The following is a 26,189-nucleotide window of genomic DNA, read 5'->3' as shown; positions in this document are numbered from 1 at the left end:
AACTTTGTTATTTCACATATGAAACAAATCAGGTGAATAAGGTTGGAAGAAAATTTAAATTTCACATTAACTTATGAATCAACTCCCTACCAAGCTTTATCTTATCCCGACCATCCTTGCAGATGATACACAGCAGAAAGTGCTAAGCCCTCAGATTCTTAGCACGATCCAAAATCTGAATGTATTTTTTGTAGAGAATGTGCGGACGGCCAGGCGCTTTATCAGCGGCCTCCGGTTAGGTAAGGTCATTGACGAATTAACATTTATCGAGCTGCATAAGGATACGCCTGAGCACATTACGCGGGAGCATTTGCGGGCACTTACCCAGGATGCGGGCGTGCTTTCGGAAGCGGGTTGCCCGGGCGTGGCCGACCCCGGCGCCGTGGCGGTGGGCCTGGCTCATATACTGGGCATTCAGGTGGTGCCATTGGTTGGTCCTTCCTCTATTTTGTTGGCGCTGATGGCTTCTGGGCTGAGCGGCCAGTCTTTTGCATTTCACGGCTATCTGCCCATTGATAAGTCCGACAGGAAAAAAGCTTTGCAGCAGTTGGAACGCGACTCTAGACAAACCGGCCAGACGCAGATTTTCATGGAAACACCATTTCGTAACAACACATTTTTAGAGGCGATCCTCGAATCCTGCGCACCGGATACCATGCTTTGTATTGCTGCCAATGTGACGGCTGAGGATGAGTTTATTAAGACGATGTCTGTCAAAAACTGGAAGTCGGCCAAGCCCGATCTGCACAAGAAACCTTCGATTTTCCTGATTGGATAATGCTGAAATGTTATACAATCTTTCCAACCATCTGTGCGGGGAACTGATCTTAATGGTAATTAAAGTCAATAACTCAACTACAAACTTTACTCCACCATGAAAAAATGGATCCTGTTTTTGGTCTTTCCGCTGGCTGCTTTCATGTCATCGTGTAAGGACGACGATTCGCTTAATGCCGTATTTATCTCCGATTCCGCTTTTGAAACCGGCACGGATGGCTGGGCAGCTGAATTTGCTGAATACGACACAACCACCGATTCTTCAACACTTCGCATGTTAGCGGTCCGCTCACGGCTGCCAACCGGCCTGGATACGAGCAAATACGCCTATTTCGTTGAGGCGTCAAATCGCAGTGATGATATGTTTATGTATCTCAAAAAGAGACTGACCGGCTTTAATGCGAACCAGACTTACAACATCACATTTGAAGTAACCATTGCAACAAATTATCCCGAAGACGGCATAGGCGCCGGCGGCGCTCCCGGCGGTTCCATGTTTCTGAAAGCCGGCGCGTCCGGTGTTCAGCCAGGCCGGAGACTGGTAAGTGGAACATACGAATTCAATCTTGACAAGGGAGCCCAGTCGGAGGAAGGCGTTGATGCGGTTATCCTTGGAAACGCAACCAACGAAAGCACTCAGAGCGCATTCAGGCTCACCAAAAAGTCCAACACGAAACCATTTGCCGTGAAGGCCAACGAGAATGGTGAGATTTGGCTCTTTGTGGGCGTTGATTCCGGTTATGAAGGTCTCAACACCGTTTATTACGACCGGGTCAAAGCATTTATATCTGCGCAATAACGGCTCCTGGCAACTTATGATTTAAAGCGCTGCTGCATTTTTAATGTAGCGGCGCTTTTTGTTTTTGGCACATTCAGGGCATCTTTCAGGTCTGTTTGCAAAGTGTTTTGTAACTTCGTCCGAAACTATTGCAGCTCTTATCCATATAAAATGACGACCGTTCAGACTTTCACATTCAACCCATTTCAGGAAAATACCTACGTGCTTTATGACGAAACGGGCGAGGCGGTCATCATTGATCCGGGCTGTGTGGAGAAAGATGAATACGAGGAATTATATGGTTTTATTGAAAAAAATGGCCTGAAACCGGTCGCGATCATCAACACGCATGCACACATTGACCATGTCCTGGGCGTTGCAGCTGTAAAACGGAAATATAACATTCCCTTCGCGTTGCACCAGATCGATGAACCTTACCTGCGAGCCGTTAAAACTTACGCTTCCAATTATGGCTTTTACCAGTTTGACGAGCCCGAAATTGACCGTTATCTTACCGAAGGAGAAATTGTGAAATTCGGTACAACTGAGCTGGAAGTCATTTTTGTCCCCGGCCACGCTCCCGGACACGTTGCATTTGTAAGCCATGCCGATCATTTCGTAATTGGCGGTGACGTACTGTTTTACATGAGCATCGGGCGTTCGGATCTGCCGGGAGGAAACCATGAGATTTTAATCAACAGCATTCGCACCAAAATGTTTACATTGCCTGATGACTATAAGGTTTACGCAGGCCATATGCATGCAACGACCATTGGTTTTGAGAAGAAGAACAACCCTTTTTTCAAATAACCCATGATCCGCCGCAACATTCCCAACGCCCTCACCTGTGCAAACCTGCTATGCGGGTGCATAGGCGTCGTAGAAGCGTTTCATAATAATCTGGTTATTTCCTGCATTTTAATCGGGGCAGCACTTATTTTTGATTTTTTTGACGGCTTTTTGGCGAGGCTATTGAAAGTGAGTTCTGCCATCGGAAAAGATCTTGACTCGCTGGCCGACATGGTAACATTCGGATTGCTGCCTGCCATTATCGTTTATCAGCTCCTGATGCAAAGCATTCCTGACCTGCTCGGCATATGGAAAGCCTATCCTGCGTTTATCATTGCCATATTCTCAGCGCTAAGGCTGGCGAAGTTTAACAATGATCCCCGCCAGAGCGATTCCTTCATTGGCCTGCCCACACCGGCCAACGCAATGCTGATCGCATCGCTTCCGGTTATCCTGTTGACCGAAGATCCGTTCTGGAAAGACATTATTGTCAACACCACCAATCTCCTCATCTTATCCGTTGTAATGTCGTTCATGCTGGTCATGGAAATGCCATTGATTGCATTGAAATTCAAGCATTTCGGCTGGCAAGGGAATGAATTCCGGTTTTTGCTGATCGCATCGACGGTGATCCTGATCCTGACGCTTAAAATTCTTGCAGTGCCCGCCATTATCATTCTTTACATCCTGCTTTCGGTGGCGGATAATGTCACGAAAAAGAATAGATCAATTGGTAACATTTAGTTTTTATTGCAACTTTGTCACGGGTGTTTTCAAGTAATTCTTCGCAAAAAAAGTATGGCTTTCTCTAAAATAACCGGTCTTGGCTATTACGTGCCTGATAACATTGTCACCAATAATGACCTGACCAAATGGATGGAGACTTCGGATGAATGGATCCAGGAAAGGACCGGAATCCGCGAACGGCGCTACTTTGAGCATGGAAAAGACACCAATTACAGCATGGCCGCCGCAGCGTCCAGGCAGGCACTGGAACGTGCAGGTTTGGAGCCCAACGACATCGACGTTATTGTTTACGCCACCATTACACCCGACTATTTCTTTCCCGGCTCCGCCTTTTTAATGCAGCGCGAGCTCGGCATGGACGGGAAGCCGGTGATCGATATCCGTCAGCAATGTTCCGGGTTTGTATATGCGCTTTCCATTGCAGATCAGTTCATCCGCTCCGGCATGTATAAGACAGCACTGGTGATCGGCAGCGAGATCCAGTCTTCCTGGATTGACAAGACCACGGCCGGCAGAAACACCGCCGTAATCTTCGGAGACGGCGCTGGAGCAGCGGTTCTTACCGCCACTGAAGATCCCCAACATTGTATATTATCTACACACCTTCACGCAGACGGGCGTTTTGCAGAAGATTTATATGTAAAAGAACCAGGCAGCAGCCGCCCTGGCCGGGCTGCCACAAAAGAGATGCTCGACGAGGGTGGTTTCAATGTTCATATGAATGGAAATGCGGTTTTCAAGCACGCAATCGTCCGTTTCGGAGAGGTGATCAATGAGGCCCTGGAAGCGAATGGATTCCAGCAAAGCGATCTTGATTTACTGGTTCCGCACCAGGCCAATATCCGCATCAGCGACTATGTCCGCCAGCAATTAGGGCTGTCTGAGACACAGGTGGTTAATAATATTCAACGTTTTGGTAACACCACGGCGGCCTCCATCCCCATCGCCATGGCGGAAGCCTGGGAGCAGGGCCGGTTACAAGATGGAAACCTGATTTGTCTGGCTGCTTTCGGAAGCGGGTTTACGTGGGCTTCTGCGCTGATCAGGTGGTAAATAGCCTAATATTGGCCAACTGAAAGCATTACTAGCGTGCATCCCTCTATTGGTATGATATTTTTATCTTTAAGGATGCTTTTAAATTCAGGATTCTCTGTACCGGGATTGAAGATGACGCGTTTAGGGTTTAAAGAAAGGATATAATCGTAATATTCGGGCTGATGGGTTGGATTAATGTATAACGTCACCGTATCTACATCCTTCCAATCTTGTTTGTCCAAATGAATTTCTTCACCTAATGCAGTTCCCTTTCTCCGGCCAAGGAGCAAAATCGGATGTCCGTAGGTTCTGAGTTTTTGTGCAGCCAGATAAGCGTATCTGGTGGGATTTGAGGTTGCTCCGAGGACAAGCGTGCGCTTCATACTTTTAGATTTAGTGAACAAATGGAATCATATTCCTTGCTCATTAACATCGAAAAGATGCAAAATCGTTTCCAAGACAACAGATCGTGAGAGTGAGTACTAAAATCAGCTTTAAAAACTATTATATATTGTATCAAAATGAATGAGTCAAATGTAGGTCGGAGTTTCTGGAACGAAAAGTGGGCAAAAATTATCTTCGACGAAATCGAGAACGCTCCTCATTACGAAGTATCAAATTACGGCAGATTAAAGAGCTTTCAGAATAATCCAAAGGAAGGCGCAGTGATAAAAGGCTCTGTAATACAAGGTTACAGGTCATTAAATATACGGGTAACAGGCGGAAAGACAATCAACAGATACGTGCACAAGCTTGTAGCGGAGCATTTTGTTGACAAACCAAGCGATGAGCACATCTTCGTGATCCACTCGGATTTTGAAAAACAAAACAACCATTTCGAGAACCTGAAATGGGTTACAAAAGCTGAAATGATCGACCACAACCGGGAAAACCCTGCTTTTATCAACCGTGTTATTCCAAGAAGGACTAAAAATTATAAACTGACGGAAAGCAAGGTAAGGATCATTAAGAAGCTGTTAAAGAACGACAATAACCGCTTAAAAATGATTGCAAAGCAGTTTGGGATCACGCATACGCAGCTCAACAGGATTCGTTCGGGAGAAAACTGGAAACATGTAACCATTGAAGATTAAAGCAAATACTTAATTACACTTTTTCCTCGGTAGAAACCGTATAACCAGTGCCGTTCGCTCCTTCCTCGAAATCGACAGACAAACCGATTACGTACATAAGGTGTCGCCTGTCTACAAAGATCTTGATATCGTCCACCACATAAGTCTGGTCATGCTCGGTTGCGGTGTCAAAACCCAGCAGAAATGAACCGCTGCATGCGCCGCCTTTGAGTCCGACCCTTAATCCGTAAGTATCTGGAATTTTATTGGCGGCTAATGTTGTCCTTATTTCCGTTTTGGCCTTTTCTGTAAGCTGAACAGGGCTTTCCATTTTAAATCTGATGCAATGTTGTGTTAAGTATCTCCATGAACACGAAAGGCTGTTAATCCATTCGCTATTTCAAATAATTCTCTGCTTAATGCAGTTATTCCTTTAATTTTGCGGTTTATTGATCAAAATCAGCATTCTAAAAACGATGGAATATTATTCACTGCTTGTTATTGTCGTGCTTGGCCTCGCCATAATCTTCGGCATTTATGCAACCATTACAACCGTAGCATCCAAGTTGTCGGATAAGCAAAGATGGGAAATCCGCGGCAAACATACCGACATTACACTTCCATTAAGGTTGCAGGCTTACGAACGCATGTGCCTCTTTCTAGAACGGATCGCACCTAATAATTTGTTGATAAGACTGGTGCCCTCGGCAATGAGCGCCCTGGAACTGCAACAGATCCTGCTGCACGAGATCCGCGAAGAATACAATCATAATGTTGCGCAGCAAATGTATATCAGCAGCAATGCATGGGAACAGGTCACGAACGCTATGAACGAAATGGTTGCAGTCATCAACCAGGCTTCTACGGAAGTGGCTGCGGACTCTCCTCCTGCGGATCTTGCAAAAAAAATATTTTCGCACGTGATCGAGAGAGAAGTGCAGCCTTCGGCACATGCATTAAAGGTCTTGAAAGAAGAAATCAGGACTTTATTTTAAAAAGCAACCGGCTGTCGGGTCATGGCTGTCGGATTGCGTTATGTTTTACAATATTTCAGGCCGAAAGCGGATTGCCGCAGGCCGATAGCCATAAAAAATGCTTTATCCCAATACATTAGAACAAAAATTAGGCTTCGACAAGCTGCGGGAGCGGCTCAAAGAAGCTTGCATAAGCCCGCTGGGACAGAGTTACGTTGAGAAAATCAAGTTTTCGGAAAATTTCGGACTTGTCGAAAAGCTGGTAAGCCAAACAGCTGAAATGCAGAAGATTATGCAGATCGGTGAAAATTTCCCTTCTCAAAATTACATTGACGCCACTTCCTTTCTGAAACGCGCGGCCATTGAGGGAATGCTGCTCACGCAGGCCGAATTTTCTGACATTAAAGTTTCGCTGCTCACTATCAGACTTTGCCTTCGCTTTTTCGCAAATGAAGAGCCGGAAGCTTACCCGATCCTGGGTGAGTATGCCAAAACAATCCGCGTCGACAAGGCCATTACGGACGCCATTGACCGCATTATTGATGATCGGGGGCAGATCCGCGATTCGGCTTCATCCGAATTATCGCGCATCAGAAAAAGGCTTATATCCGAACAGGCGGGCATTCGCAAGAAGCTGGATACAATCCTGAAATCGGCACGGAGCAATGGCTGGGTAGGCGACGATGTTTCGCTGACCATAAGAAATGGCCGGATGGTTATTCCCGTTGCCGCCGAACACAAGCGGAAGCTGCGAGGATTCGTGCACGACGAGTCGGCCACCGGGCAAACCGTATTCATAGAACCAACGGATGTTTTAGAATCCAATAACGAGATCCGTGAACTGGAATACGAGGAACGCCGCGAAATTAACCGGATTCTACTGGAACTTACGGCACAGCTCCGTCCTTACGTCCCGGATCTGCAAAAGGCCTATGGCTTTTTGGGCTTGATGGATTTCCTGAGGGCCAAGGCAAAGCTCGCTGCTGAAATGAGTGCGATTAACCCGCCTTTTTTCAATAAGCAGTTTATCGACTGGCGTGATGCAAGGCACCCGTTATTACATCTTTCTTTCCAAAAACAAGGCAAGAAAGTGGTTCCGCTTAATATTGAATTGCAGGAAAAGCAACGCATACTCATTGTTTCCGGGCCAAATGCAGGTGGAAAATCGGTGTCGTTGAAAACAGTGGGTTTGATCCAATATATGTTCCAATGCGGCTTGCTGGTGCCGGTTGCAGAAGGTTCTACAATGGGTTTTTTCCAAAACATTTTCATTGATATCGGTGATGAGCAATCACTTGAAAATGACCTGAGTACATACAGTTCACATCTTACAAACATGCGCCATTTCCTGGCCATGGCCAACAGGCGCACGCTTTTCCTGATCGATGAATTCGGAACCGGAACGGAGCCGGGACTTGGCGGAGCAATAGCCGAAGCAATCCTGGAAAACCTGACCAAATCAGGTGCATATGGCGTCATCAATACGCATTATACCAACCTGAAAGTGCTTGCGGACAAAACCGAAGGCCTTGTGAATGGTGCCATGCGTTTTGACGGTGAGCACTTGGAGCCGCTTTATCAACTCGAAATAGGAAGGCCCGGCAGTTCTTTTGCATTTGAAATCGCTTCCAAAATAGGGCTGCCGAATGCTGTGGTTGACCGGGCGAAGGAAAAGCTGGGAACGCAGCAGGTGAATTTTGAAAAACTGTTGAAAGAGCTCGACATTGAAAGGCGGGTTTTCGCCGAAAAGAACATTGAAGTCGGCATTAAGGAGCGCAAACTGGCCAAACAACTTGCTGACTACACGGCACTGAAAGAAAAGCTGGATAACAATGAGAAAAAGATCGTTAACGAGGCAAAGCAAAAAGCCAAAACGCTCATTTCTGACGCTAACCAGCTGATTGAAAACACGATCCGGGAGATTAAAGAAAATAAAGCCGAAAAGGAAAAAACAAAGACAGTAAGGGTCGAGCTTGAAAAATTTGGCAAGAAAAACCTTGAACTGGAACAAGTGACCGAACCGGCACCGGCAGAGGACATTTTTGAACCCGAAAGCGGCGACATTATCCCTGGCAGTTACGTCCGGATTGTGGGCCAAACGGCTATTGGTGAGGTCATTGGATTAAGAGGAAAAGACGCCGAAGTGCGGATCGGTGACCTGAAATCTACCATTAAGCTGAATCGATTGGAAAAGGTTTCCAACAAAACTTACAAAGCCGCAACAGGCGAAAAGAAGTTAAAAACCAGTGCTAAGGGCGTTGATTTGAATGAGCGTATGCTCAATTTCAGTTTCAATCTGGATATGCGCGGCAAACGCGGGGAAGAAGCATTGGGGCTTGTGGACCAATTCATGGACAACGCCATCATGCTCGGCTACGACGAACTGCGCATCGTACACGGTAAAGGCGACGGAATACTCAGGACGTTGGTAAGGAACCATTTGAGAGGTTACTCGCAAGTTTCCGGCATGCAGGACGAGCATCCGGACCGCGGCGGGGCGGGTGTTACCATTGTAAAATTGAAATAGCGTTTATCTATCTCATATCAACAAAAAAGAGGGTGCCTTCCGGCACCCTCTCCTATTTTATAAGCCCAGCAAAATTAATGTGCTGCAGCCGCCGTAGTTGTGGTTGTTGAACGTCTGCCTTTCATCCAGAAGAACAAAATCCCGAATGCAACGATCAAAATCGCAGGGAAAATGATCATGGTGCTGAGCGTCGCCTGACCGGCTGCCAGTTCCATTTCATCACCTGTAAGACCTGCTGCAATTTTTTCAGCTTTCGCATCATCAAGCCATTTACCGATAACAGGCTGCCAGATCGCAGTTGAGAACATACCCACACCACCTACGATGGACATTCCCAACGCGCCGCTAAGCGGAACATTCTGTGCAATAAAACCAATCATTGTTGGCCAGAAAAGGCCCACGCCCATCGCGAAGATAACCGCTGCCGCATAAGCCGCTCCGCCTGTTACCGTGCTGAATAAATAGATTCCGATAGCCGCCAGCACAGACGAGCCCCAAAGAATCCCTGTTGCGCCAAGTACTTTCACGATTGGCGCAGCGAAGAAGCGGATCAAAGCCATTAAGCCTGTTACGAGCGCAAGAATAAGCATTGGACTTGCACCGCTTTTGCTCATGATCAAACCAGTCCATTGCTGTGGCCCGAACTCAGAAATAGCCGTTAGCATCATGCAAACGAAGATAAATATGAACAAAGGCGAGGCCATTGCTTTCAGGTTTTCGCCGATAGAAGTTACACCTGCAACGTGAGGCCTAGGAAATGCCTGTCCCCAGAACAAGAATGCATAAATCACAGCCGGGATCATAATCACCCAGATTTGCGCCTGCCATCCCAGGTTCGCATCAGTCATAAATTTAGATATCAAGCTTCCTACAACGATTCCGCCCGGGAACCACATGTGGAAACGGTTAAGCATCTTATTCATTTTCAAACCTTCGTAAGTGTCCGCTATCATTGGGTTACAGGCCGCTTCCGTACACCCGTTTCCAATTCCAATAAAAAATGTCGAGATCAAAAGGCCGGTATAACCGCCTGCATATATGGTAAGAAGAATGCCGATTACGTGGCAGACAAATGCAATCTGCATGATGATTTTTGGGCCCACGGTGTGGTAAACAAGTCCGCCAATGATCATGGACAAGGGAAAACCGAGGAAAAACATAAGGTTAATAAACCCAAGCTGCTCCGCAGTCAGGCCAAATTCATCCCCCAGCTGTGGAAGGATACCCGCCCGGATACTGAAAGAAAAAGCGGTGGTAATAAGAGCAAAACAACTAGCATTAAAAAGCCTGTCGCTATTAATTGTTTGAGTCATGAGACTAAAAGGGTTTGTTATTTAAATGGATGATTAACCTTATGGAGACTGCTGTTTTTATGTAAGAATTTCACAGAAAAAACAAATAAACGCTTTTTCTACTGCATTTAGTTATGCCCGGGAAGTGTTTTTTAAGTGTTAAAATTATATTTGTAAGAAGTAAGAGTCATCTATACTACTCTTTAACATGTTATAAATCTTTTCAAAACTTTAAACCAACTGGAATGTCAAGAAAGATTAGGATGGGTATGGTGGGCGGATCGCTTGATGCCTTTATAGGCGGCGTCCATCGCCGTGCTGCTATTATGGATGGAGAAATAGAGCTGGTTTGTGGTGTGTTCAGTTCCGATCCTTCCAAATCGAAAGAGACGGGCAGAGCCTTATATTTGCCGGAGGATAGATTATACAACGATTTCGAGGAGATGATCCTCAAAGAAAAAGAGCTTCCCGAAGGAGAACGCATGGATTTTGTGGCCATTGTAACGCCCAACCACATGCACAAGGCCCCTACTAAACTAGCCCTTGAAAACGGTTTTCATGTCGTTTGCGATAAGCCAATCACATTAAATACGGAGGAAGCGGAGGAAATTACAGCATTGGTTGAAAAAACAGGCTTGATTTTCTGCCTTACCCACAATTATACGGGTTATCCTATGGTCAAAGAGGCGAAACATATGATCGCTTCGGGTGCTATCGGCAAGATCAGGAAAGTGATTGTGGAATATCCGCAGGGCTGGCTGGCAACATTGGTGGAAGTGACTGGTAACAAGCAGGCTGCATGGAGAACTGACCCGAAACGCTCAGGCGCTGCGGGCGGCTTAGGCGACATTGGAACACATGCCGAAAACCTGGCCGAATACATTACCGGGCTGAAAATCACTCAGGTTTGCGCCGATCTGACAATTTTCGTCGAAGGCCGCTTACTGGATGACGATGCGCATGTATTGCTGCGTTTCGACAACGGTGCAAAAGGAATTCTGCAAAACAGCCAGATCGCCAACGGCGAAGAAAATGACCTGAACATTCGTGTTTACGGCGAAACAGGCGGCTTGCAATGGAAGCAGCTGGACCCGAACACATTGATCCACAAAACCAACCAGGGCGCACGGATCATCCGCACCGGTGTAGGTAACTTATCCAAAGCCGCTCAGGTGCACACCCGCATTCCCGCAGGTCACCCGGAAGGCTATTTTGAGGCATTTGCGAACCTGTACCGCAATTTTGCCATCCATTTGAGAGCATACTGGGAAGGAGGCAAAGCTGATCCCGTTTATGATTTCCCGTCGGCACAGGATGGCCTTAGGGGTATGAAGTTCATTGATGCCGTCATAGCATCAAATGCTTCGGATACCAAATGGACAAATTTCTGATCTAATCTTTTTTCACCTTTTCATTCAATACCCGTTTTATGAACAAAATTAAAGTTGGCGTTGTCGGAACCGGCTTCATTGGGCCCGCACACATCGAAGCTTTGAGACGTCTTCCCAATGTAGAAGTTGCTGCACTTTGCGAAGTAACCGCTGAGCTTGCAAAAGAAAAAGCAGATGGACTCGGAATCGCCCGTTCCTACACATTTGATGAATTACTGAAACAAGATGACATTCAGGCGATTCACATTTGTACACCAAACTTTCTTCACTATTCCCAGTCAAAAGCCGCATTGCTTGCCGGGAAACATGTTATTTGTGAAAAACCACTTGCCAAGGACCTGCATGAAGCAGAGGAACTGGTAAAACTGGCTGCTGAAACTGGCTTGGTTAATGCAGTTCACTTTAATTTGCGTTATTACCCTCTGGCGCGCCAGATGAAATCCATGCGCGAAAAAGGAGAATTGGGTGAAATTTATTCGTTCATCGGTTCTTACCTGCAAGACTGGCTGTTTTACCAAACCGATTACAACTGGCGCCTTGAACCGGACAAATCCGGCGATTCCCGCGCCATTGCCGACATTGGCTCGCACTTAATGGATATCCTGGAATACATTACGGGATTGAAAACTGTTGCCGTTATGGCCGATTTCAACACCGTTCATAAAACGCGTAAAAAACCGCTTAAAGCCGTTGAAACTTATTCAGGCAAAATGTTGCAGCCGGAAGATTACGCAGACGTCCCCATTACTACCGAAGATCATGCGAACGTTTTGCTTCGTTTCGATAATGGTAACAAAGGGGTTATCACCGTTTCACAAGTTTCTGCCGGCCGTAAAAACCGCATGAGCCTGGAAATTTCCGGTTCGAAGAAAACATTCAGCTGGTGCTCAGAATCACCCAACGAAATGTGGATCGGAAACCGTGACAAAGCCAATGAAATCCTGATGCGGGACCCGTCTCTGGTAAATGAAGACGTTCGCTCCACCATCACATTCCCGGGCGGACACAACGAAGGCTTCCCGGACACTTCAAAACAAATGTTCAAAGAAGTGTACGCCGCCATTGCAGAAGGCAAACAACCAGAAAAACCAACATTCCCAACCTTCGCAGACGGCTACCGCGAACTGCTGATCTGCGAAAAAATCCTGGAAAGCAACAAAGCACAGGCTTGGGTAACTATTTAATTTTGAATCAATAACATTATGAAAACAATAAAAGGACCTGGAATCTTTCTTGCCCAGTTTTTGGGCGATGAGGCTCCGTTTAATTCATTGGATTCTATCGCTGATTACATGGCGGGGTTGGGCTATAAAGGCTTGCAGCTTCCTACCTGGGATCCGCGTGTGATTGATGTGAAGCAGGCTGCTGAATCGCAGACTTATGCGGATGAGCTGAAAGGAAAGCTGGCTGATAAAGGCTTGGAAATCACTGAACTGGCGTCTCACATTATCGGACAATTGGTTGCTTCGCACCCGGTGTATGATGAAATGTATGACGGTTTTGCGGTTCCGGAAGTTCGGAATAACCCGAAAGCACGCGCAGAATGGGCAACGCAGCATTTGAAATATGTTGCCAAAGCGAGCGCAAACCTGGGTTTGAAAGCCAGTGCAACATTCTCAGGCGCATTGGCGTGGCCATTCCTTTACCCATGGCCGCAACGCCCTGCCGGTTTGGTTGAGACTGCATTTAAAGAACTGGCAGCGCGCTGGAAACCGATTCTGGATGTTTATGACGAAAACGGCGTGGATGTATGCTACGAGCTGCACCCGGGCGAGGACTTGTTCGATGGCTCAACATTCGAAATGTTTGTTGACTATTTAGACGGCCATACGCGCGCCAACATTAACTATGATCCAAGCCATTTTGTATTGCAGCAATTGGATTATCTGCAATTCATCGACCTTTACCACGACCGCATCAAAGCATTCCACGTAAAAGACGCGGAATTCAATCCAACCGGTAAGCAAGGCGTTTATAGCGGTTTTGCAGGCTGGGCCGATCGTGCAGGACGTTTCCGTTCGTTAGGCGATGGTCAGGTTGATTTTAACAGCATTTTCTCGCAATTATCTCAGTATGATTATGATAGCTGGGCGGTTTTGGAATGGGAATGCTGCATTAAGTCACCCGTTCAGGGAGCCGCGGAAGGCGCACCGTTTATTGAGAGCCATATTATTGAAGTTACAACTAAAGCATTTGACGATTTTGCCGGAACCGGTGCCGATGAGGCATTCAACCGCAAGGTGTTAGGACTTTAATTGTCGACTTCACAAGTATATTGAAAACCTATTTTCCTTATGGAAGATAGGTTTTTTTGCTATATCAGTTAACCCCATTATGACTCTAAGAATGAGTAATTTTTTAAATCAGATTTTACCAAAACAGCTGCGGAAGATTGGCATTGTGGCTATGGCCTGTTTTTGTGTAAATGCAACCGCGCAAACGGTGACCCCTGAAAAGCGGGTGCTTGTTTTCTCAAAAACTGCAGGCTTCCGACATGCATCGATCCCGGCCGGACGGACGGCGCTTATTAAGCTGGGCAAAGAGAAGGGCTTTGCAGTGGATACAACAGAGAATTCTTCTGTTTTTAATGAAAAAAACTTACAAAAATACAGCGCTGTCGTTTTCCTGAATACAACAGGCGACATCCTGAACGACAAGCAGCAGGATGCATTTGAACGTTACATTCAGGCTGGCGGTGGTTATCTGGGCATTCACGCGTCTACGGACACAGAATATGAATGGCCGTGGTATAACAAGCTGGCAGGCGCACAATTCCTGAGCCATCCGGGCAATCCGAATGTGCAGGAAGGTGAGGCTTATGTGGTGAATGACAAGCACGAATCCATGACCGATTTTCCTAAAAAATGGAAGATTAAGGATGAGTTTTATGATTTCAAAAACTTCAATCCGAAAGTGAATGTGTTGGTTAAGATCGATGAAAAGTCTTACAAAGACGGCAAAATGGGCGATGACCATCCCATGTCATGGTATCACGAATACGACGGTGGAAAGGCATTTTATACCAATTTCGGCCATGAGGACGCAACATTCGTTAACCCCGTTTTTGTAAAACATTTAACCGGCGGCTTGAATTACGTCATGGCTTCCAAGCTGGATTATTCCAAATCCCGTCCGGAAGAAAACCGCTTCACTAAGAAAGTGCTGGCAACAAAACTGGACGAACCAACCGAGCTTGTTGTGCTTGACGATCAACGCGTTTTGTTAAGTGAGCGCAAAGGAAAGCTTAAACTTTATAATCCGAAAACAGGTAAGATCAAGGTCGTTGCTGATGTTCCGGTTTATATCAAACAAGAATATGGCTTAATGGGATTAAACATCGATCCTAATTTCAAGACCAACAAGCTGGTTTACCTTTACTATTCGCCGCCTTCAACTGAAAAAGACACCGCTCAGCATTTGTCGCGCTTCAAATATGATGATGTAAAAGACACATTGCTGCTTTCAACCGAGGAAGTTTTGCTGACTGTGCCTGTGAAAAGAAATGATTGCTGCCATACGGGAGGTTCGATCGCCTGGGATGCAAAGGGCAATTTGTATTTATCTACGGGTGATGACGTAAACCCTTTCCAATCAAATGGTTATGGACCAATCGACGGACGGCCGGGACGTGAAGGCTGGGATGGTCGCCATACTTCGTCAAACACGAATTCCTTGCGTGGTAAGGTGCTCAGGATCAAGCCAAGATATGGCGATCGTCGTGCGAACATGCCGGGCGGGACCAACTTGTATGACATTCCGGAAGGAAACCTGTTTCCTCCCGGAGACCCGAAAGCCAGACCAGAGATTTATGTTATGGGAACGAGAAATCCGTATCGTATTTCAGTGGATCAGCATACGGGTTATTTGTATTGGGGTGACGTAGGCCCGGATGCATCCAATGATGATCCAAAACGCGGCCCGCGTGGTTATGACGAGGTTAACCAGGCAAGAAAAGCAGGCTACTTCGGTTATCCGCTGTTCATTGCCGACAATAAGCCATACGTTGAATTCAATTTTGCGGACAGCACGTCGGGAAAACCTTTCGATCCGGCTAAGCCTATCAACAATTCACCGCATAACACTGGTTTACAGGAACTTCCGCCTGCGCAGCCTGCATACATTTACTACCCATATGCCGATTCACCTGACTTTGGCGCTATTGTAGGCAAAGGCGGCCGTAATGCAATGGCTGGCCCTGTTTACTATGCTGCTGATTTTCAGGATAGCAAGAGTAAATTCCCTGGCTATTACAGCGGCAAATTCTTCTCCTACGACTGGATCCGTGATTACATTAATGTGGTAACCATGAATGAGCAAGGTGATTTGCAGAACATTGAGCGCTTCCTGCCCAATACGAAATTCAGTCACCCGATTGATATGCAGTTTGCTAATGACGGCTCATTGTATACATTGGAATACGGCCCGAACTGGTTTGCACAAAATGATGAGGCGAGCTTGTCGCACATTACTTATAATGCAGGAAACCGCGTTCCGGTTGCATTAGCAACTGCTACAAATACAGTGGGAGCGGTTCCTTTAAAAGTTAATTTCTCCTCAAAAGGCTCTATCGATCATGACGGCGATGCGGTGAAATATGAATGGACGTTTGGTAAAGGACTTCCAAAAAGCACGGTTGCCAATTCAAGCTTCACTTATGCAAAGCCAGGTGAGTACATTGCGATTTTAAAAGTGACGGACAGTGCCGGCAATTCGAACACTTCTGAAGTAACTGTGAAAGCTGGCAATGCCATTCCAAAAGTGGATGTGGCCATCAAGGGAAACAAGACTTTCTATTGGAATGATAAACCTGTAAACTACGAAGTTTCCGTGGCGGATAAGGAAGACGGAAGCCTGGCCGACAAGAAGATTCCGGAAGATGAGGTAACATTGACCATCAATTATCTGGAAGGCTTTGATAAAACGCAATTGGCACAGGGCCACGTTGCAAATACAGGTTTTGAAACGGGCAAACGGCTGATCGAGCTGAGCGATTGCAAGGCTTGCCATTCGATCGATAAGAAATCGATCGGACCGGCTTACATAGAAGTAGCAAAACGCTATGAAAAAGAACGCAACTCGGTTAAAACACTGGCCGACAAGGTGATCAGAGGCGGTGGCGGTGTTTGGGGAGAGCAGGCTATGGCAGCGCATCCGCAGCATAAGCCGGAAGAAGCGGAAGAAATGGTGAAATACATTCTTTCCCTGGCGAAGGAAAAAGTGGTGGATAAAAAGCCGCTCAAAAGCAGTTATGTGACCGAAGCCAAGAAAAAAGACGGTTCGTACATTTTCACGGCCAGCTATACCGACAAGGGGAGCGCAGCCATGGGACCATTAACCGGCTCAAAAACGATTGCATTGCGTCCTGCAACATTGCTGGCGAACGCGGCGGACAGCACCAGCAACATTTTCAAATTCAAAAATGAAAAAGGCGGTGAAATGGTCATTGGGACAAAAAACGGCAGTTTCATCACATTTGATGACATTGATCTGAGTGGAATTTCAAATCTGTCGGTGGCCGTAACTTCGGTTGCGGAACGGACAGCAGGCGGAATACTGGAAATCCACCTCGATGGTGTTGCCGGACCAAAAGTTGGTGAAGGAAAGGTTGATAAGGCCGAAACCATCAACATTACTATTAAAGCGCCGGCAGACAACAAGCTGCACAAGCTATTTTTCGTGTTCAAAAACCCCTCAGCAGGCCCGAAACCACTTTTCGGAATCGAATGGATAAAGTTCGATAGCGCAGCGTTGTAAGGTTTTGACGTTGATTTGATAAAAAATGCTGGCTTCGAGATGGAGCCAGCATTTTTTTTATTTTGTACAGAAAAGATCACTTAGCAAATCCCTCAATCCCTAACCCAAAAAGCGCGAAATCATACTTCACGGGATCTTCGGGACTTAGTTGCTTTAATGATGCAGTGAGTTCCTTGGCGGTTTGCCAGTCGGTGAGCGGGCGTTTGATGAGGCCTAGCAGTCGTGCGACGCGGTCTACGTGGACGTCGCAGGGGCAGACGAGCTGGGATGGTTTAATGGTGTTCCAGATGCCAAAGTCTACGCCTTTGTCGTCTTTCCTGACCATCCAGCGCAGGAACATGTTCAGGCGCTTGCAGGAAGATTTTCTTAATGGTGTGGCAATGTGTTTGGCCGTTCTGGTTGGGAAGTCCTCCGAGTCGCGGAATAGATTATGGAAACCTATTAATGCGTTTTCGATAGTTTCTTCGCCTTCCTGCATATGGCTGCTGAATGCAAATTCAAGCGATTCGTGCTGGCGGTAATACTGTTGGAAAAAATGGAGAAAATAAAGTGTGTCGGTCGCGTTGAATGTGCGGTGCTTGAAATGCAGGAATGGCTTTAAATCGCTTTCCGTGTGGTTAAGAACGAAGTCGTAAGGTGCGCCATCCATCAGCGCAGACAATTCGTGACATTTATTAATAATCGTTTTCCGTTGTCCCCAGGCAAGCACAGCCGCCCAAAAGCCCATAATCTCAATGTCCTGTTTTACAGAAAATGAATGCGGAATGCTGATCGGGTCCAAGGGAATGAATGCGGGCTGATTATATTGCTCAGCCTTTTCTTCCAGTAAATCCGTGACGAATGATGAAAATGTAGGGATGATAACCTCAGTGCCGTGCATGGCTTCCTCCGAACAGGTAAGCCAAAACTTTTGAAATACCTGAGAAAAACATAATGATGCCCGAAAACAAGAAGGTAAAGATGGCAATAAACGGATATAGAATCGTGAACATCACGCTCCATAATTTATAGCCGGTTGTGTTTTTCAGTGCTGCTCGCTCCTCTTCTCTTTTTGAACGAAATTGAGGTAAATGCTTCATAATGTTGATGTGGGATGCTTATTCAAGATAACTCACAACTGCCCGGAATCGTTTGCTGTTAGGCGAAACTTTTTCAAAAGCCCTTGAAGATAACTTGATTACAATGTCATCGTTAATGCTCGTATCGGGAATACGGCCAATGATGCGTACAATGATTTTTTCCTGATTATATTCATTCAAAACCTCCACCAAAGCGCCCACAGGAGCGGTGCGGTGCAAGCCCAGAAATTTGCTGGTGCTTTCATCCGTCTCGATCACTTCCGCAAGACCGGATTCTGATTTCTTCTTGCCCTTTACGACTTTTGGAGGCGCAACTTCTTCAACCGGCTTTACTACTTTCTCAGGAACAATGGCTTTTGCCTTTACAGAATCCTTTACCACAGTGGTTGTAGTAGTAACCTTCGGCGCAGGCGCTGCAACCGTTGGAGCCGGCTTTTCCGGTGCTTTCTCGCTGACGATCAGCTCCTGTCCGTCTTTAAGATTATCGTCGGCCAGGTTGTTCCACTTTCTCAGATCGGCCATTAATACGCCGTATTTTACTGCAACACGGTAAAGCGTTTCACCTGGTTCAACTTTGTGTATGCCGTTGGCTGGCGCAGCGACGGTTGCGCTGGCAGTTGGTGCAGATGTTGTTGTAGGTGCCGGTGCAGCGGGTGTCGCAGCGGCGGGTGCTGTGGGAGCAGGTGTTGTAGCCGCAGGTGTGGTTACAGTCGGTTTTACCTCCTTCGCCTCAGCTTTTGCTGCTTCTTTTTTATCCTCTTTCTTGTCTTCTTTTTTATCCTCTTTCTTGTCTTCCTTTTTCGAATCCTTCTTGCTGGTTTTCGGCGTGTAAGGCACCCTTATCGTTTGTCCTGACTGGATCTGATCAGCCATACCGGGGTTAGCCTCGCGAAGCGCCTGAATGGAAGTGCCATACTGACGGACCACCGCAAACATGGTCTGCCCCTGGTTTACCCTATGCAGAACGAAAATCTTACCTCCCACTCTTTCGACCCCAACGGAGTCAACCTTATAACTCCCGTTTGACCGGGCCTCACTCATACCTGTCAACAAACCTAACAAAATGGTCAGGCAAAAAATGTATTTCATTTATTATGAAAGTGTTAGACTCGAAAACTCGTTGTTATTTTTAAGATAAACCAATGTAGATGCTTTTAACATCATCGTTGAGCGGCCCATTCCTTCGCGTTCTTCAGATAGTTGTTCATGTAAAACCAACTGCCTTTGATCTGTCACAATGAGGAGGTATTGAACTGATTTATCCCGATCGTAAATATAATAAGAAAACATTATATAGGGTCTTTTCTCCAAATAATCAATCGTTACGGCTTCATGCCCGTTGGTTATTTCGCGGATAAATGAGGCCAGCTTTTGGAAATAAACACTGTCCTTCCTGTAACGAACCGGTTCCTGTAAAATTACTTTTTCCATTTGGGGCCCATAATTTTCTTTCAGCGACGCGGTTGCAGCTGTCTCCACATCACATACTTTATGAATAAACTGCTCTCCCGACTTGGTTGCGACTTCTATATGCCTGGAATCCAGCTGCCTTACCATTAAATGTCCGGGTAAGGCCCACCGAAAATGCCCGTCGGTGGCTGAGAATGCCAGTAAGTCGGTGGGTTCGGGAATATCCGGATAACGATAATTGTGCAGGAAAATGCTGTTCTGTGAAAATGCGGTCAGGGAACTCCACCAATCGGCTTCGTCGGGCGAATGATGCCACAGCTGTGTCATTTGTGCCGTATCAATGACACAAAATGATACTTTTTTCAATGTCGTGTCGCGCAATTCCACCACCCAGAGATCGCTGTCCGGATCGGCGTTGGGTAAAATCCGCCAGATATTTTGTAAAAACCGTTGAGAAAAGACCTTTTGCAATTTTTTAGCTTTATTTTGAAACAAAATTCAACAAAAATATAGACCAACCGACCTCGTGCGAATACTAGGAATAATCCCTGCCCGCTACGCTTCCACCCGTTTTCCAGCCAAAGCACTGGTTGATATAGGCGGAAAAAGCATGATCCAGCGGGTTTATGAACAATCGTCCAAAGCTACACAACTCGATCAGGTAATTGTTGCCACGGATGACGAAAGAATCTTTAACCATGTTGTGGATTTCGGCGGCAAAGCCATTATGACGGATAGCGCGCACCAGAGCGGGACGGACCGTTGTTTCGAAGCACTTTCCAAAACGGATGGCATATACGAATATGTGATCAACATCCAGGGGGACGAGCCATTTATCAGCCCTGAACCCATTGATAATCTGGCAGAAGCATTGAATGGTGAAGTGGAACTCGCAACGCTTGTCAAAGTGATTGACAGCGATGAAATCCTTTTTAATCACAATGTACCCAAAGCCGTTTTGAATAAGCGCAACGAAGTCCTGTATTTCAGCAGGCAAACAATCCCTTATTTACGCAACCCGGAATCGGGCCAATGGCTTGGCGCTCATACATTTTACAAACATATAGGCATCTACGCTTACCGGGCGGACGTCCTTGCGGAAATCACTAAATTACCCGTTTCCTCGCTCGAAAAAGCAGAAGCACTGGAGCAACTTCGGTGGCTGGAAAATGGTTATGCAATCAAAGCAGTGATCACTTCTGACGACTCTCATGGCGTGGATACGCCGGAGGACCTGATTCGTGTAAGCAGAAAGTTTTTGCTTTAAATTCCGGCATCTGGAACGCTATTTGTAACTTTTTCGGCAACGCGCTTTCAGATTTTATTCTCTTAAAAAACGTTAAAATGGGTATTTTTATACGACCCGTTCAAACTGGGGCGTTACCCTTGTAGTGATTTTATTAACAACAATTGAAAAAACGTATCTATGCAATATAACATTCTTTGGGCCGATGACGAAATAGATCTTCTCAAACCACATATCATGTTTTTGACCAATAAAGGTTACAGTGTTACGCCCGTGAACAGCGGCGCCGATGCACTGGACCGCATTGAAAATGACCGGTTTGACATTGTTTTTCTGGACGAAATGATGCCGGGTATGACTGGCCTCGAAACATTGGCACAAATAAAACAGCAACAGCCGAATTTGCCTGTTGTGATGATTACAAAGAGTGAGGAAGAGCATATTATGGAAGATGCCATCGGTTCCAAAATCGATGACTACTTGATCAAACCACTGAATCCCAATCAAATATTACTTTCTGTAAAGAAGATCCTGGACAATAAAAGACTCGTTACTGAAAAAACGACATTAAGTTACCAGCAGGAATTCCGGAATCTGGCGATGCAATATCAGGACCGGATTGGACATGAAGAATGGGCGGATATTTATAAAAAGCTGATTTACTGGGAATTGGAACTGGAAAGCTCCGAAGACCAAGGTATGGCGGAGGTTTTCAGCATGCAAAAAAGCGAGGCGAATGCTAACTTTTGCAAGTTTATTGAAGACGAATATGAAGAATGGCTGAACGACCCGCGTTCGGATAAGCCTATTTTGTCACATCAATTGATGAAACAAAAGGTTTTCCCGCATCTTAAGGGATCTGATGAACCATTGTTTTTCCTGCTGATTGATAATTTCCGTTATGACCAATGGAAAATGATTCAGCCAATCTTGCAGGAATATTTCAACATTGAGGAAGAGTCGTCCTACTACTCTATCTTGCCTACAACGACCGGGTATGCCCGTAATGCGATTTTCTCGGGCCTTATGCCTAGCGAAATGGAGCGTAAGCATCCGCAATGGTGGGTAAGTGACGAAAATACGCCCGAAGGTGAAGAGGGATTGAACAATCACGAGCATGACTTCCTGCAAAAGCAGTTGGAAATGAACCACCTTAATAACGTAAAAAGCTCCTATCACAAAATCCTGAACGCCAACCAGGGTAAAGCATTGATTGACAACTTCAACAACATGCTGAATAACCAGCTGAATGTGGTGGTTTACAACTTTGTGGATATGCTATCGCATGCACGGACGGACGTTCAGATGATAAAAGAACTGGCGCCGGATGAGGCTGCTTACAGGTCTATTACCAAATCCTGGTTCCAGCATTCACCACTTTTGGACTTCATTAAAAAGGTGGCGGAGAAAAAATGCAGATTGATCCTGACTACGGACCACGGCATGATCCGCGTTCAGAAACCGGTAAAAATCATAGGTTACCGCGAAACGAATACAAACCTCCGTTACAAACACGGAAAGAATTTGGGCTTTGATGATAAAAACCTGATGGTGTGCCGCAAGCCTGAAAGAATTTTCCTTCCAAAACCACACGTTTCTACATCTTATGTGTTTACCAAGGAGGATTATTTCTTTGCCTACCCGAACAACTATAATCAATACGTGAATTTGTACCGGGATACATTCCAGCACGGAGGTGTGTCACTGGAAGAAATGATTATTCCGATCATTGATTTAACTGCAAAGTAATTTAAGGTTCATATAAAAAAGTAAAGCATCCCGTCGCTCGACAGGATGCTTTTCCTTTTACAGGCTTATTTTAATCAGCCTTCTATAACACTTCCGTTCTCGCATTTCAAAACACGCGCCGGGAATTTCCTCAGGAATTCGTGGTTATGGGTTGCCATCAGAATAGCAACGCCAGCGTTGTTGATCGTCTTAAAAACCTGCATAATCTGCTCCGCTACTTCCGGATCCAGATTACCCGTAGGCTCATCGGCGATCAGTATCCGCGGCTCGTTCAGCATGGCGCGGGCAATTACGACCCGCTGCTGCTCACCGCCCGAAAGCTGGTGAGGCATTCTTTTCTGTGCAGTTCCCAGTCCTACCTGCATTAAAACCTCAGCAATGCGCTTTGAGATTTTGCCCTTATCGTCCCAGCCAGTTGCTTTTAAAACAAATGACAGGTTATCCTCAACAGAGCGATCGGAAAGCAACTGAAAGTCCTGAAAAACAATGCCTATTTTACGGCGAAGAAACGGAATATCAGATCTTTTAATGTTGTGCAGCTCGTAACCAACTACTTTGGCAGATCCTGTGTGCAGCCACAAGTCCGCGTACAACGTCTTCAAAAGAGAACTTTTTCCGCTTCCGGTCCGTCCGATCATGTAGACGAATTCACCGTTTTTTATTTCAAAATGTACATCGTTTAAAACAGGCCGCTCACCCTGATAAATATCTGCCCGATCCAGTATGATAATTGGCTCTGTTGACTCCGTCATAAAAAATTAGGTATTTGGATTTCCCTTTTTGTAATCAGCAAGGAATTTTTCCAGTCCGATATCCGTAAGCGGGTGTTTCAGCAATGCTTCCATCGCGCTCAAAGGACCAGTCATTACATCTGCACCAACTTCTGCGCATTGGATAATGTGCATTGGGTGACGAACAGATGCTGCCAGAACTTGTGTATCAAAACCGTAGTTTCTGTAAATCAAAAGGATTTGCTCGATCAACGCGATACCGTCTGTTGAAATATCGTCCAGACGACCGATGAATGGAGAAACATATGTAGCACCTGCTTTTGCAGCCAAAAGAGCCTGTCCTGCTGAGAAAATCAATGTACAGTTGGTACGAACACCTTTTCCAGAGAAATATTTCAAAGCTTTAACGCCTTCTTTCGTCATAGGGATCTTCACAACGATCTTGTCGTCGATCTCGATCAATTCTTCACCTTCACGGATCATTCCAGCCAAATCGATTGAAATAACCTCTGCACTTACATCTCCTTCTACGATGTCGCAGATTGCTTTGTAGTGGCGCATGATGTTATCCCTGCCCGTAATTCCTTCCTTAGCCATTAACGATGGGTTGGTAGTAACGCCGTCCAAAACACCAAGTGCTTGTGCTTCCTGAATCTCTGCCAGGTTAGCAGTATCAATAAAAAATTTCATAACGGGAATTTATTGGTTAGAATATTCCACAAAAGTAGAAAACCCTGGTCAAAAGCAAAAAGAAAGAGGAGAATAGAACCGAAAGGACATAAAAAAAGGCAAACCGAGAATCTCACCGCATCGACCACCTACCCTTGCTTCCGTCAGGACCTGGGGGATTCGGAAGGAGCTGGTAGTTCCGATTTGCCAGGTGCAAAGATAAAGACATTTTATTGACAAAAAGAAAACATTCATTTAACGTTTGGGCTTACTTTTGTGCGAATCAATTAGAAATGAACAGTTATGCCGCGTTATTTTTTTTTATTTTTCCTCTATTTATGTGTTTCATGTGCCCAATCTTCTGATGCTTTTTTGCAAAAAGGGAAAGAATTAATGCAACAGGGCAAGACCCGTGAAGCCATTGAGTTCATCAACAAAGCCATTGAAAAAGACGATGCGAACGCTGATGCATTCAATTTACGGGGCGTTGCTTATTACGAACTGAAAGAATACCCAAGCGCACTCTTGGATTTTGGCCAGGCAATCAAAATAAAACCAGCCTCCTACCGACCATACTTTAATCGTGCGCTGCTTTACACAGATGAGAACAAGCTGGATTCCGCATTTGCAGATTATAATAAATCAGCTGAACTCGCGCCGGACACCGCCGACGTATTCCTTAACCGTGGTCAGTTATTGGTGTTAATGGAAAGACCCACCGAAGCCATCGCTGACTTTGAGAAAGCCACCAAACTGGATGACAACAACAAAATGGCCTGGTATAACCTCGGAAATACCTGCTATCGCAACAAAGACTACAAGAAAGCCACACTGGCCTTTCGCCAGACCGTACGTTTGGACGCAGCTTATGGCAAAGCATTTTACGGGCTCGGCCTTGCGCAATGGAATGATGGTGAAAAGGATTTGGGTTGTACGAATCTGAAACAAGCCCTTAATGTTGGTTACTCGGATGCTGCCAATGCGCTGGCGCAATTTTGTAAATAAAACCAATCTAACCCCACTTCGATATGAGACTTTTTAAGATTGCTTCCGGAATACTTTTCATCGCTTTTGCTTATTTACAGCTTAACGACCCCGATTCGGGCTTATGGATTGCTATTTACAGTTTTGCAGCGCTTGCCTGTTTTATGAGCATTCGTGAACTGTGGCCTAGCTGGGTGTTTTATGCGCTTGGTGCGGGATATCTGGTCGCGGCTGTGCTGCAATGGCCGCCGGAATTTGAAGGGGTATTCTTTGGAGAAACTGCCATGCGAAGCCTCAACATTGAATTGGCAAGAGAGTCGCTCGGCTTGGGAATCTGCACGATTGTGATGATTGTGATAGGCAAATGGGGCTGATCTAATCTTTCAGCCATTCTATTTCTTTCAGCCCGACTTCCAGCATGCCGCTTTCGGAAAGCAGTTTCATAACCAGCTTGCCCTGCAAAGTAACATGGCTTACCGTGCCTTCAAGAACGCGGTCCTGATATTTAAACCGAACAGCGTGATTGTATCCGAAGAGGTTTGTCAAATAATCTTTACGGATACGATCATGTAATGTTCTGGATTTCAAATCGGCATAGGAATGATCGAGGCAGCGAAGCAGCTTTTGAAATTCTTCGCTGAGCACAAACTGCCGGCCTGTTTCCCTGCCAATAGATGTTGCGTAAGAATTCGTAAAGGCTGCCTGGTTAATGTTCACGCCTATGCCTATGATCGAGCTGGCAATTCTGCTTCCCTGAATGGAATTTTCGATCAGGACGCCGCTTACTTTTTTGCCATTCACATGCACATCATTTGGCCATTTCACTTTGGCGTCATTAACGTATAATGCGGCATAAGCGCAGATTCCCAAAGCGACTGTCTGGCTTAGTAAAAACTGGTCTCCTACCGGCAGGAAACCGGGCTTTAAAATGACCGAGAATGTGAGATTCTGACCCGGATCCGCCACCCATTCGGTCCCTCGCTGCCCCCTCCCTTTTACCTGATTGTCGGTTATGACAATAGTCCCTTCGTCAAACAACCCTGCGTGCACTATTTCAGCCGCTATGTCGTTTGTAGAGTGACAAGTTGGCAGATATATAACTTTTTTACCAATTATTAAGGTATCCTGTATAGAGTTGTACAATTTTTTTGTTTTACTTTAGGGTTTAGAAAAGGAATTAACTA

At 45.8% G+C, this 26,189-nt stretch carries 26 protein-coding genes; 16 read left to right on the top strand and 10 right to left on the bottom strand.

Annotation, left to right across the window (positions count from 1 at the left end):
* Window positions 1-73 precede the first annotated feature (73 nt).
* From LZG74_RS06470 to LZG74_RS06450, 5 genes are all read left to right on the top strand, one after another.
* The gene (locus LZG74_RS06470; RefSeq protein ID WP_233795763.1) at window positions 74-778 is read left to right on the top strand and encodes an SAM-dependent methyltransferase; all 705 of its coding nucleotides are present in this window, start codon (window positions 74-76) and stop codon (window positions 776-778) included.
* 96 nt (window positions 779-874) lie between these two features.
* Window positions 875-1,576 (top strand): hypothetical protein, encoded by a 702-nt coding sequence (locus tag LZG74_RS06465; protein ID WP_233795762.1) that lies wholly within the window; start codon window positions 875-877, stop codon window positions 1,574-1,576.
* 150 nt (window positions 1,577-1,726) lie between these two features.
* The gene (locus tag LZG74_RS06460) at window positions 1,727-2,365 is read left to right on the top strand and encodes an MBL fold metallo-hydrolase (RefSeq protein ID WP_233795761.1); all 639 of its coding nucleotides are present in this window, start codon (window positions 1,727-1,729) and stop codon (window positions 2,363-2,365) included.
* Between the two features lie 3 nt (window positions 2,366-2,368).
* Entirely contained in the window at window positions 2,369-3,088 is a 720-nt protein-coding gene (gene pssA, locus LZG74_RS06455) for a CDP-diacylglycerol--serine O-phosphatidyltransferase (RefSeq protein ID WP_233795760.1), read from the top strand.
* 54 nt (window positions 3,089-3,142) lie between these two features.
* A complete protein-coding gene (locus LZG74_RS06450) occupies window positions 3,143-4,144 on the top strand; it encodes a 3-oxoacyl-ACP synthase III family protein (RefSeq protein WP_233795759.1) in 1,002 nt (333 codons plus the stop codon).
* Window positions 4,145-4,149: 5 nt separating this feature from the next.
* Here the strand turns inward: LZG74_RS06450 and LZG74_RS06445 are convergent, their stop codons facing one another.
* The gene (locus tag LZG74_RS06445) at window positions 4,150-4,509 is read right to left on the bottom strand and encodes a CoA-binding protein (protein WP_233795758.1); all 360 of its coding nucleotides are present in this window, start codon (window positions 4,507-4,509) and stop codon (window positions 4,150-4,152) included.
* Window positions 4,510-4,647: 138 nt separating this feature from the next.
* On the opposite strand from LZG74_RS06445, the gene LZG74_RS06440 reads away from it, so the two are divergent.
* Complete coding sequence (locus tag LZG74_RS06440) at window positions 4,648-5,220, top strand: NUMOD4 domain-containing protein (protein ID WP_026630910.1); 573 nt, start codon at window positions 4,648-4,650, stop codon at window positions 5,218-5,220.
* A 13-nt stretch (window positions 5,221-5,233) separates the two neighbouring features.
* Here the strand turns inward: LZG74_RS06440 and LZG74_RS06435 are convergent, their stop codons facing one another.
* On the bottom strand, window positions 5,234-5,530 hold the full coding sequence (locus tag LZG74_RS06435) for an iron-sulfur cluster assembly accessory protein (protein ID WP_233795757.1): 297 nt from the start codon (window positions 5,528-5,530) through the stop codon (window positions 5,234-5,236).
* A gap of 145 nt (window positions 5,531-5,675) precedes the next feature.
* On the opposite strand from LZG74_RS06435, the gene LZG74_RS06430 reads away from it, so the two are divergent.
* Both LZG74_RS06430 and LZG74_RS06425 read left to right on the top strand, forming a co-directional pair.
* Complete coding sequence (locus tag LZG74_RS06430) at window positions 5,676-6,194, top strand: hypothetical protein (RefSeq protein WP_233795756.1); 519 nt, start codon at window positions 5,676-5,678, stop codon at window positions 6,192-6,194.
* Window positions 6,195-6,291: 97 nt separating this feature from the next.
* Complete coding sequence (locus LZG74_RS06425; protein WP_233795755.1) at window positions 6,292-8,700, top strand: endonuclease MutS2; 2,409 nt, start codon at window positions 6,292-6,294, stop codon at window positions 8,698-8,700.
* Between the two features lie 74 nt (window positions 8,701-8,774).
* On the opposite strand, the gene LZG74_RS06420 is transcribed toward LZG74_RS06425, so the two are convergent.
* On the bottom strand, window positions 8,775-10,013 hold the full coding sequence (locus LZG74_RS06420; protein ID WP_233795754.1) for a sugar MFS transporter: 1,239 nt from the start codon (window positions 10,011-10,013) through the stop codon (window positions 8,775-8,777).
* Between the two features lie 242 nt (window positions 10,014-10,255).
* Between LZG74_RS06420 and LZG74_RS06415 the strand changes: the two genes are divergently transcribed.
* From LZG74_RS06415 to LZG74_RS06400, 4 genes are all read left to right on the top strand, one after another.
* Window positions 10,256-11,383 carry a Gfo/Idh/MocA family protein gene (locus LZG74_RS06415; protein WP_233796334.1) on the top strand — a complete coding sequence of 376 codons (1,128 nt, stop codon included), beginning with the start codon at window positions 10,256-10,258 and terminating at the stop codon, window positions 11,381-11,383.
* Between the two features lie 38 nt (window positions 11,384-11,421).
* The gene (locus LZG74_RS06410; protein WP_026630904.1) at window positions 11,422-12,567 is read left to right on the top strand and encodes a Gfo/Idh/MocA family protein; all 1,146 of its coding nucleotides are present in this window, start codon (window positions 11,422-11,424) and stop codon (window positions 12,565-12,567) included.
* 18 nt (window positions 12,568-12,585) lie between these two features.
* The gene (locus LZG74_RS06405) at window positions 12,586-13,638 is read left to right on the top strand and encodes a sugar phosphate isomerase/epimerase (protein WP_233795753.1); all 1,053 of its coding nucleotides are present in this window, start codon (window positions 12,586-12,588) and stop codon (window positions 13,636-13,638) included.
* A 91-nt stretch (window positions 13,639-13,729) separates the two neighbouring features.
* The gene (locus tag LZG74_RS06400) at window positions 13,730-17,137 is read left to right on the top strand and encodes a ThuA domain-containing protein (RefSeq protein WP_233795752.1); all 3,408 of its coding nucleotides are present in this window, start codon (window positions 13,730-13,732) and stop codon (window positions 17,135-17,137) included.
* A 76-nt stretch (window positions 17,138-17,213) separates the two neighbouring features.
* On the opposite strand, the gene LZG74_RS06395 is transcribed toward LZG74_RS06400, so the two are convergent.
* From LZG74_RS06395 to LZG74_RS06380, 4 genes are read right to left on the bottom strand one after another with little or no spacing between them, the layout of a single operon-like run.
* Window positions 17,214-18,017 (bottom strand): TIGR02757 family protein, encoded by an 804-nt coding sequence (locus LZG74_RS06395; protein ID WP_233795751.1) that lies wholly within the window; start codon window positions 18,015-18,017, stop codon window positions 17,214-17,216.
* Window positions 18,004-18,216, bottom strand: coding sequence for a hypothetical protein (locus tag LZG74_RS06390; RefSeq protein ID WP_035361453.1), 213 nt, complete (start codon window positions 18,214-18,216; stop codon window positions 18,004-18,006). The genes LZG74_RS06395 and LZG74_RS06390 overlap by 14 nt, the downstream gene beginning before the upstream one ends.
* An 18-nt stretch (window positions 18,217-18,234) precedes the next feature.
* Complete coding sequence (locus tag LZG74_RS06385) at window positions 18,235-19,305, bottom strand: LysM peptidoglycan-binding domain-containing protein (protein WP_233795750.1); 1,071 nt, start codon at window positions 19,303-19,305, stop codon at window positions 18,235-18,237.
* Between the two features lie 3 nt (window positions 19,306-19,308).
* Window positions 19,309-20,097, bottom strand: coding sequence for a DUF4905 domain-containing protein (locus tag LZG74_RS06380; protein ID WP_233795749.1), 789 nt, complete (start codon window positions 20,095-20,097; stop codon window positions 19,309-19,311).
* Window positions 20,098-20,152: 55 nt separating this feature from the next.
* Here LZG74_RS06380 and kdsB point away from each other — a divergent pair, with 55 nt between their 5' ends.
* Window positions 20,153-20,893 (top strand): 3-deoxy-manno-octulosonate cytidylyltransferase, encoded by a 741-nt coding sequence (gene kdsB / locus LZG74_RS06375; protein WP_233795748.1) that lies wholly within the window; start codon window positions 20,153-20,155, stop codon window positions 20,891-20,893.
* A 159-nt stretch (window positions 20,894-21,052) separates the two neighbouring features.
* Window positions 21,053-22,621 carry a bifunctional response regulator/alkaline phosphatase family protein gene (locus LZG74_RS06370; protein ID WP_026630896.1) on the top strand — a complete coding sequence of 523 codons (1,569 nt, stop codon included), beginning with the start codon at window positions 21,053-21,055 and terminating at the stop codon, window positions 22,619-22,621.
* Window positions 22,622-22,695: 74 nt separating this feature from the next.
* Here the strand turns inward: LZG74_RS06370 and LZG74_RS06365 are convergent, their stop codons facing one another.
* Together LZG74_RS06365 and fsa are read right to left on the bottom strand one after the other, a co-directional pair.
* Window positions 22,696-23,373 carry a cell division ATP-binding protein FtsE gene (locus LZG74_RS06365; RefSeq protein ID WP_233795747.1) on the bottom strand — a complete coding sequence of 226 codons (678 nt, stop codon included), beginning with the start codon at window positions 23,371-23,373 and terminating at the stop codon, window positions 22,696-22,698.
* 6 nt (window positions 23,374-23,379) lie between these two features.
* Window positions 23,380-24,042 (bottom strand): fructose-6-phosphate aldolase, encoded by a 663-nt coding sequence (gene fsa, locus LZG74_RS06360; RefSeq protein ID WP_233795746.1) that lies wholly within the window; start codon window positions 24,040-24,042, stop codon window positions 23,380-23,382.
* A gap of 282 nt (window positions 24,043-24,324) precedes the next feature.
* Between fsa and LZG74_RS06355 the strand changes: the two genes are divergently transcribed.
* The gene (locus tag LZG74_RS06355; RefSeq protein ID WP_255698995.1) at window positions 24,325-25,026 is read left to right on the top strand and encodes a tetratricopeptide repeat protein; all 702 of its coding nucleotides are present in this window, start codon (window positions 24,325-24,327) and stop codon (window positions 25,024-25,026) included.
* Between the two features lie 23 nt (window positions 25,027-25,049).
* Window positions 25,050-25,379, top strand: coding sequence for a transmembrane 220 family protein (locus tag LZG74_RS06350; protein ID WP_026630892.1), 330 nt, complete (start codon window positions 25,050-25,052; stop codon window positions 25,377-25,379).
* A gap of 1 nt (window position 25,380) precedes the next feature.
* On the opposite strand, the gene LZG74_RS06345 is transcribed toward LZG74_RS06350, so the two are convergent.
* Complete coding sequence (locus LZG74_RS06345) at window positions 25,381-26,148, bottom strand: biotin--[acetyl-CoA-carboxylase] ligase (protein WP_233795744.1); 768 nt, start codon at window positions 26,146-26,148, stop codon at window positions 25,381-25,383.
* Window positions 26,149-26,189 lie beyond the last annotated feature (41 nt).

Origin of the sequence: Dyadobacter sp. CY327 (assembly GCF_021390415.1) — a bacterium.
Lineage (GTDB): Bacteria > Bacteroidota > Bacteroidia > Cytophagales > Spirosomataceae > Dyadobacter > Dyadobacter chenhuakuii.
This window is presented reverse-complemented; position numbering and strand designations above follow the sequence as displayed.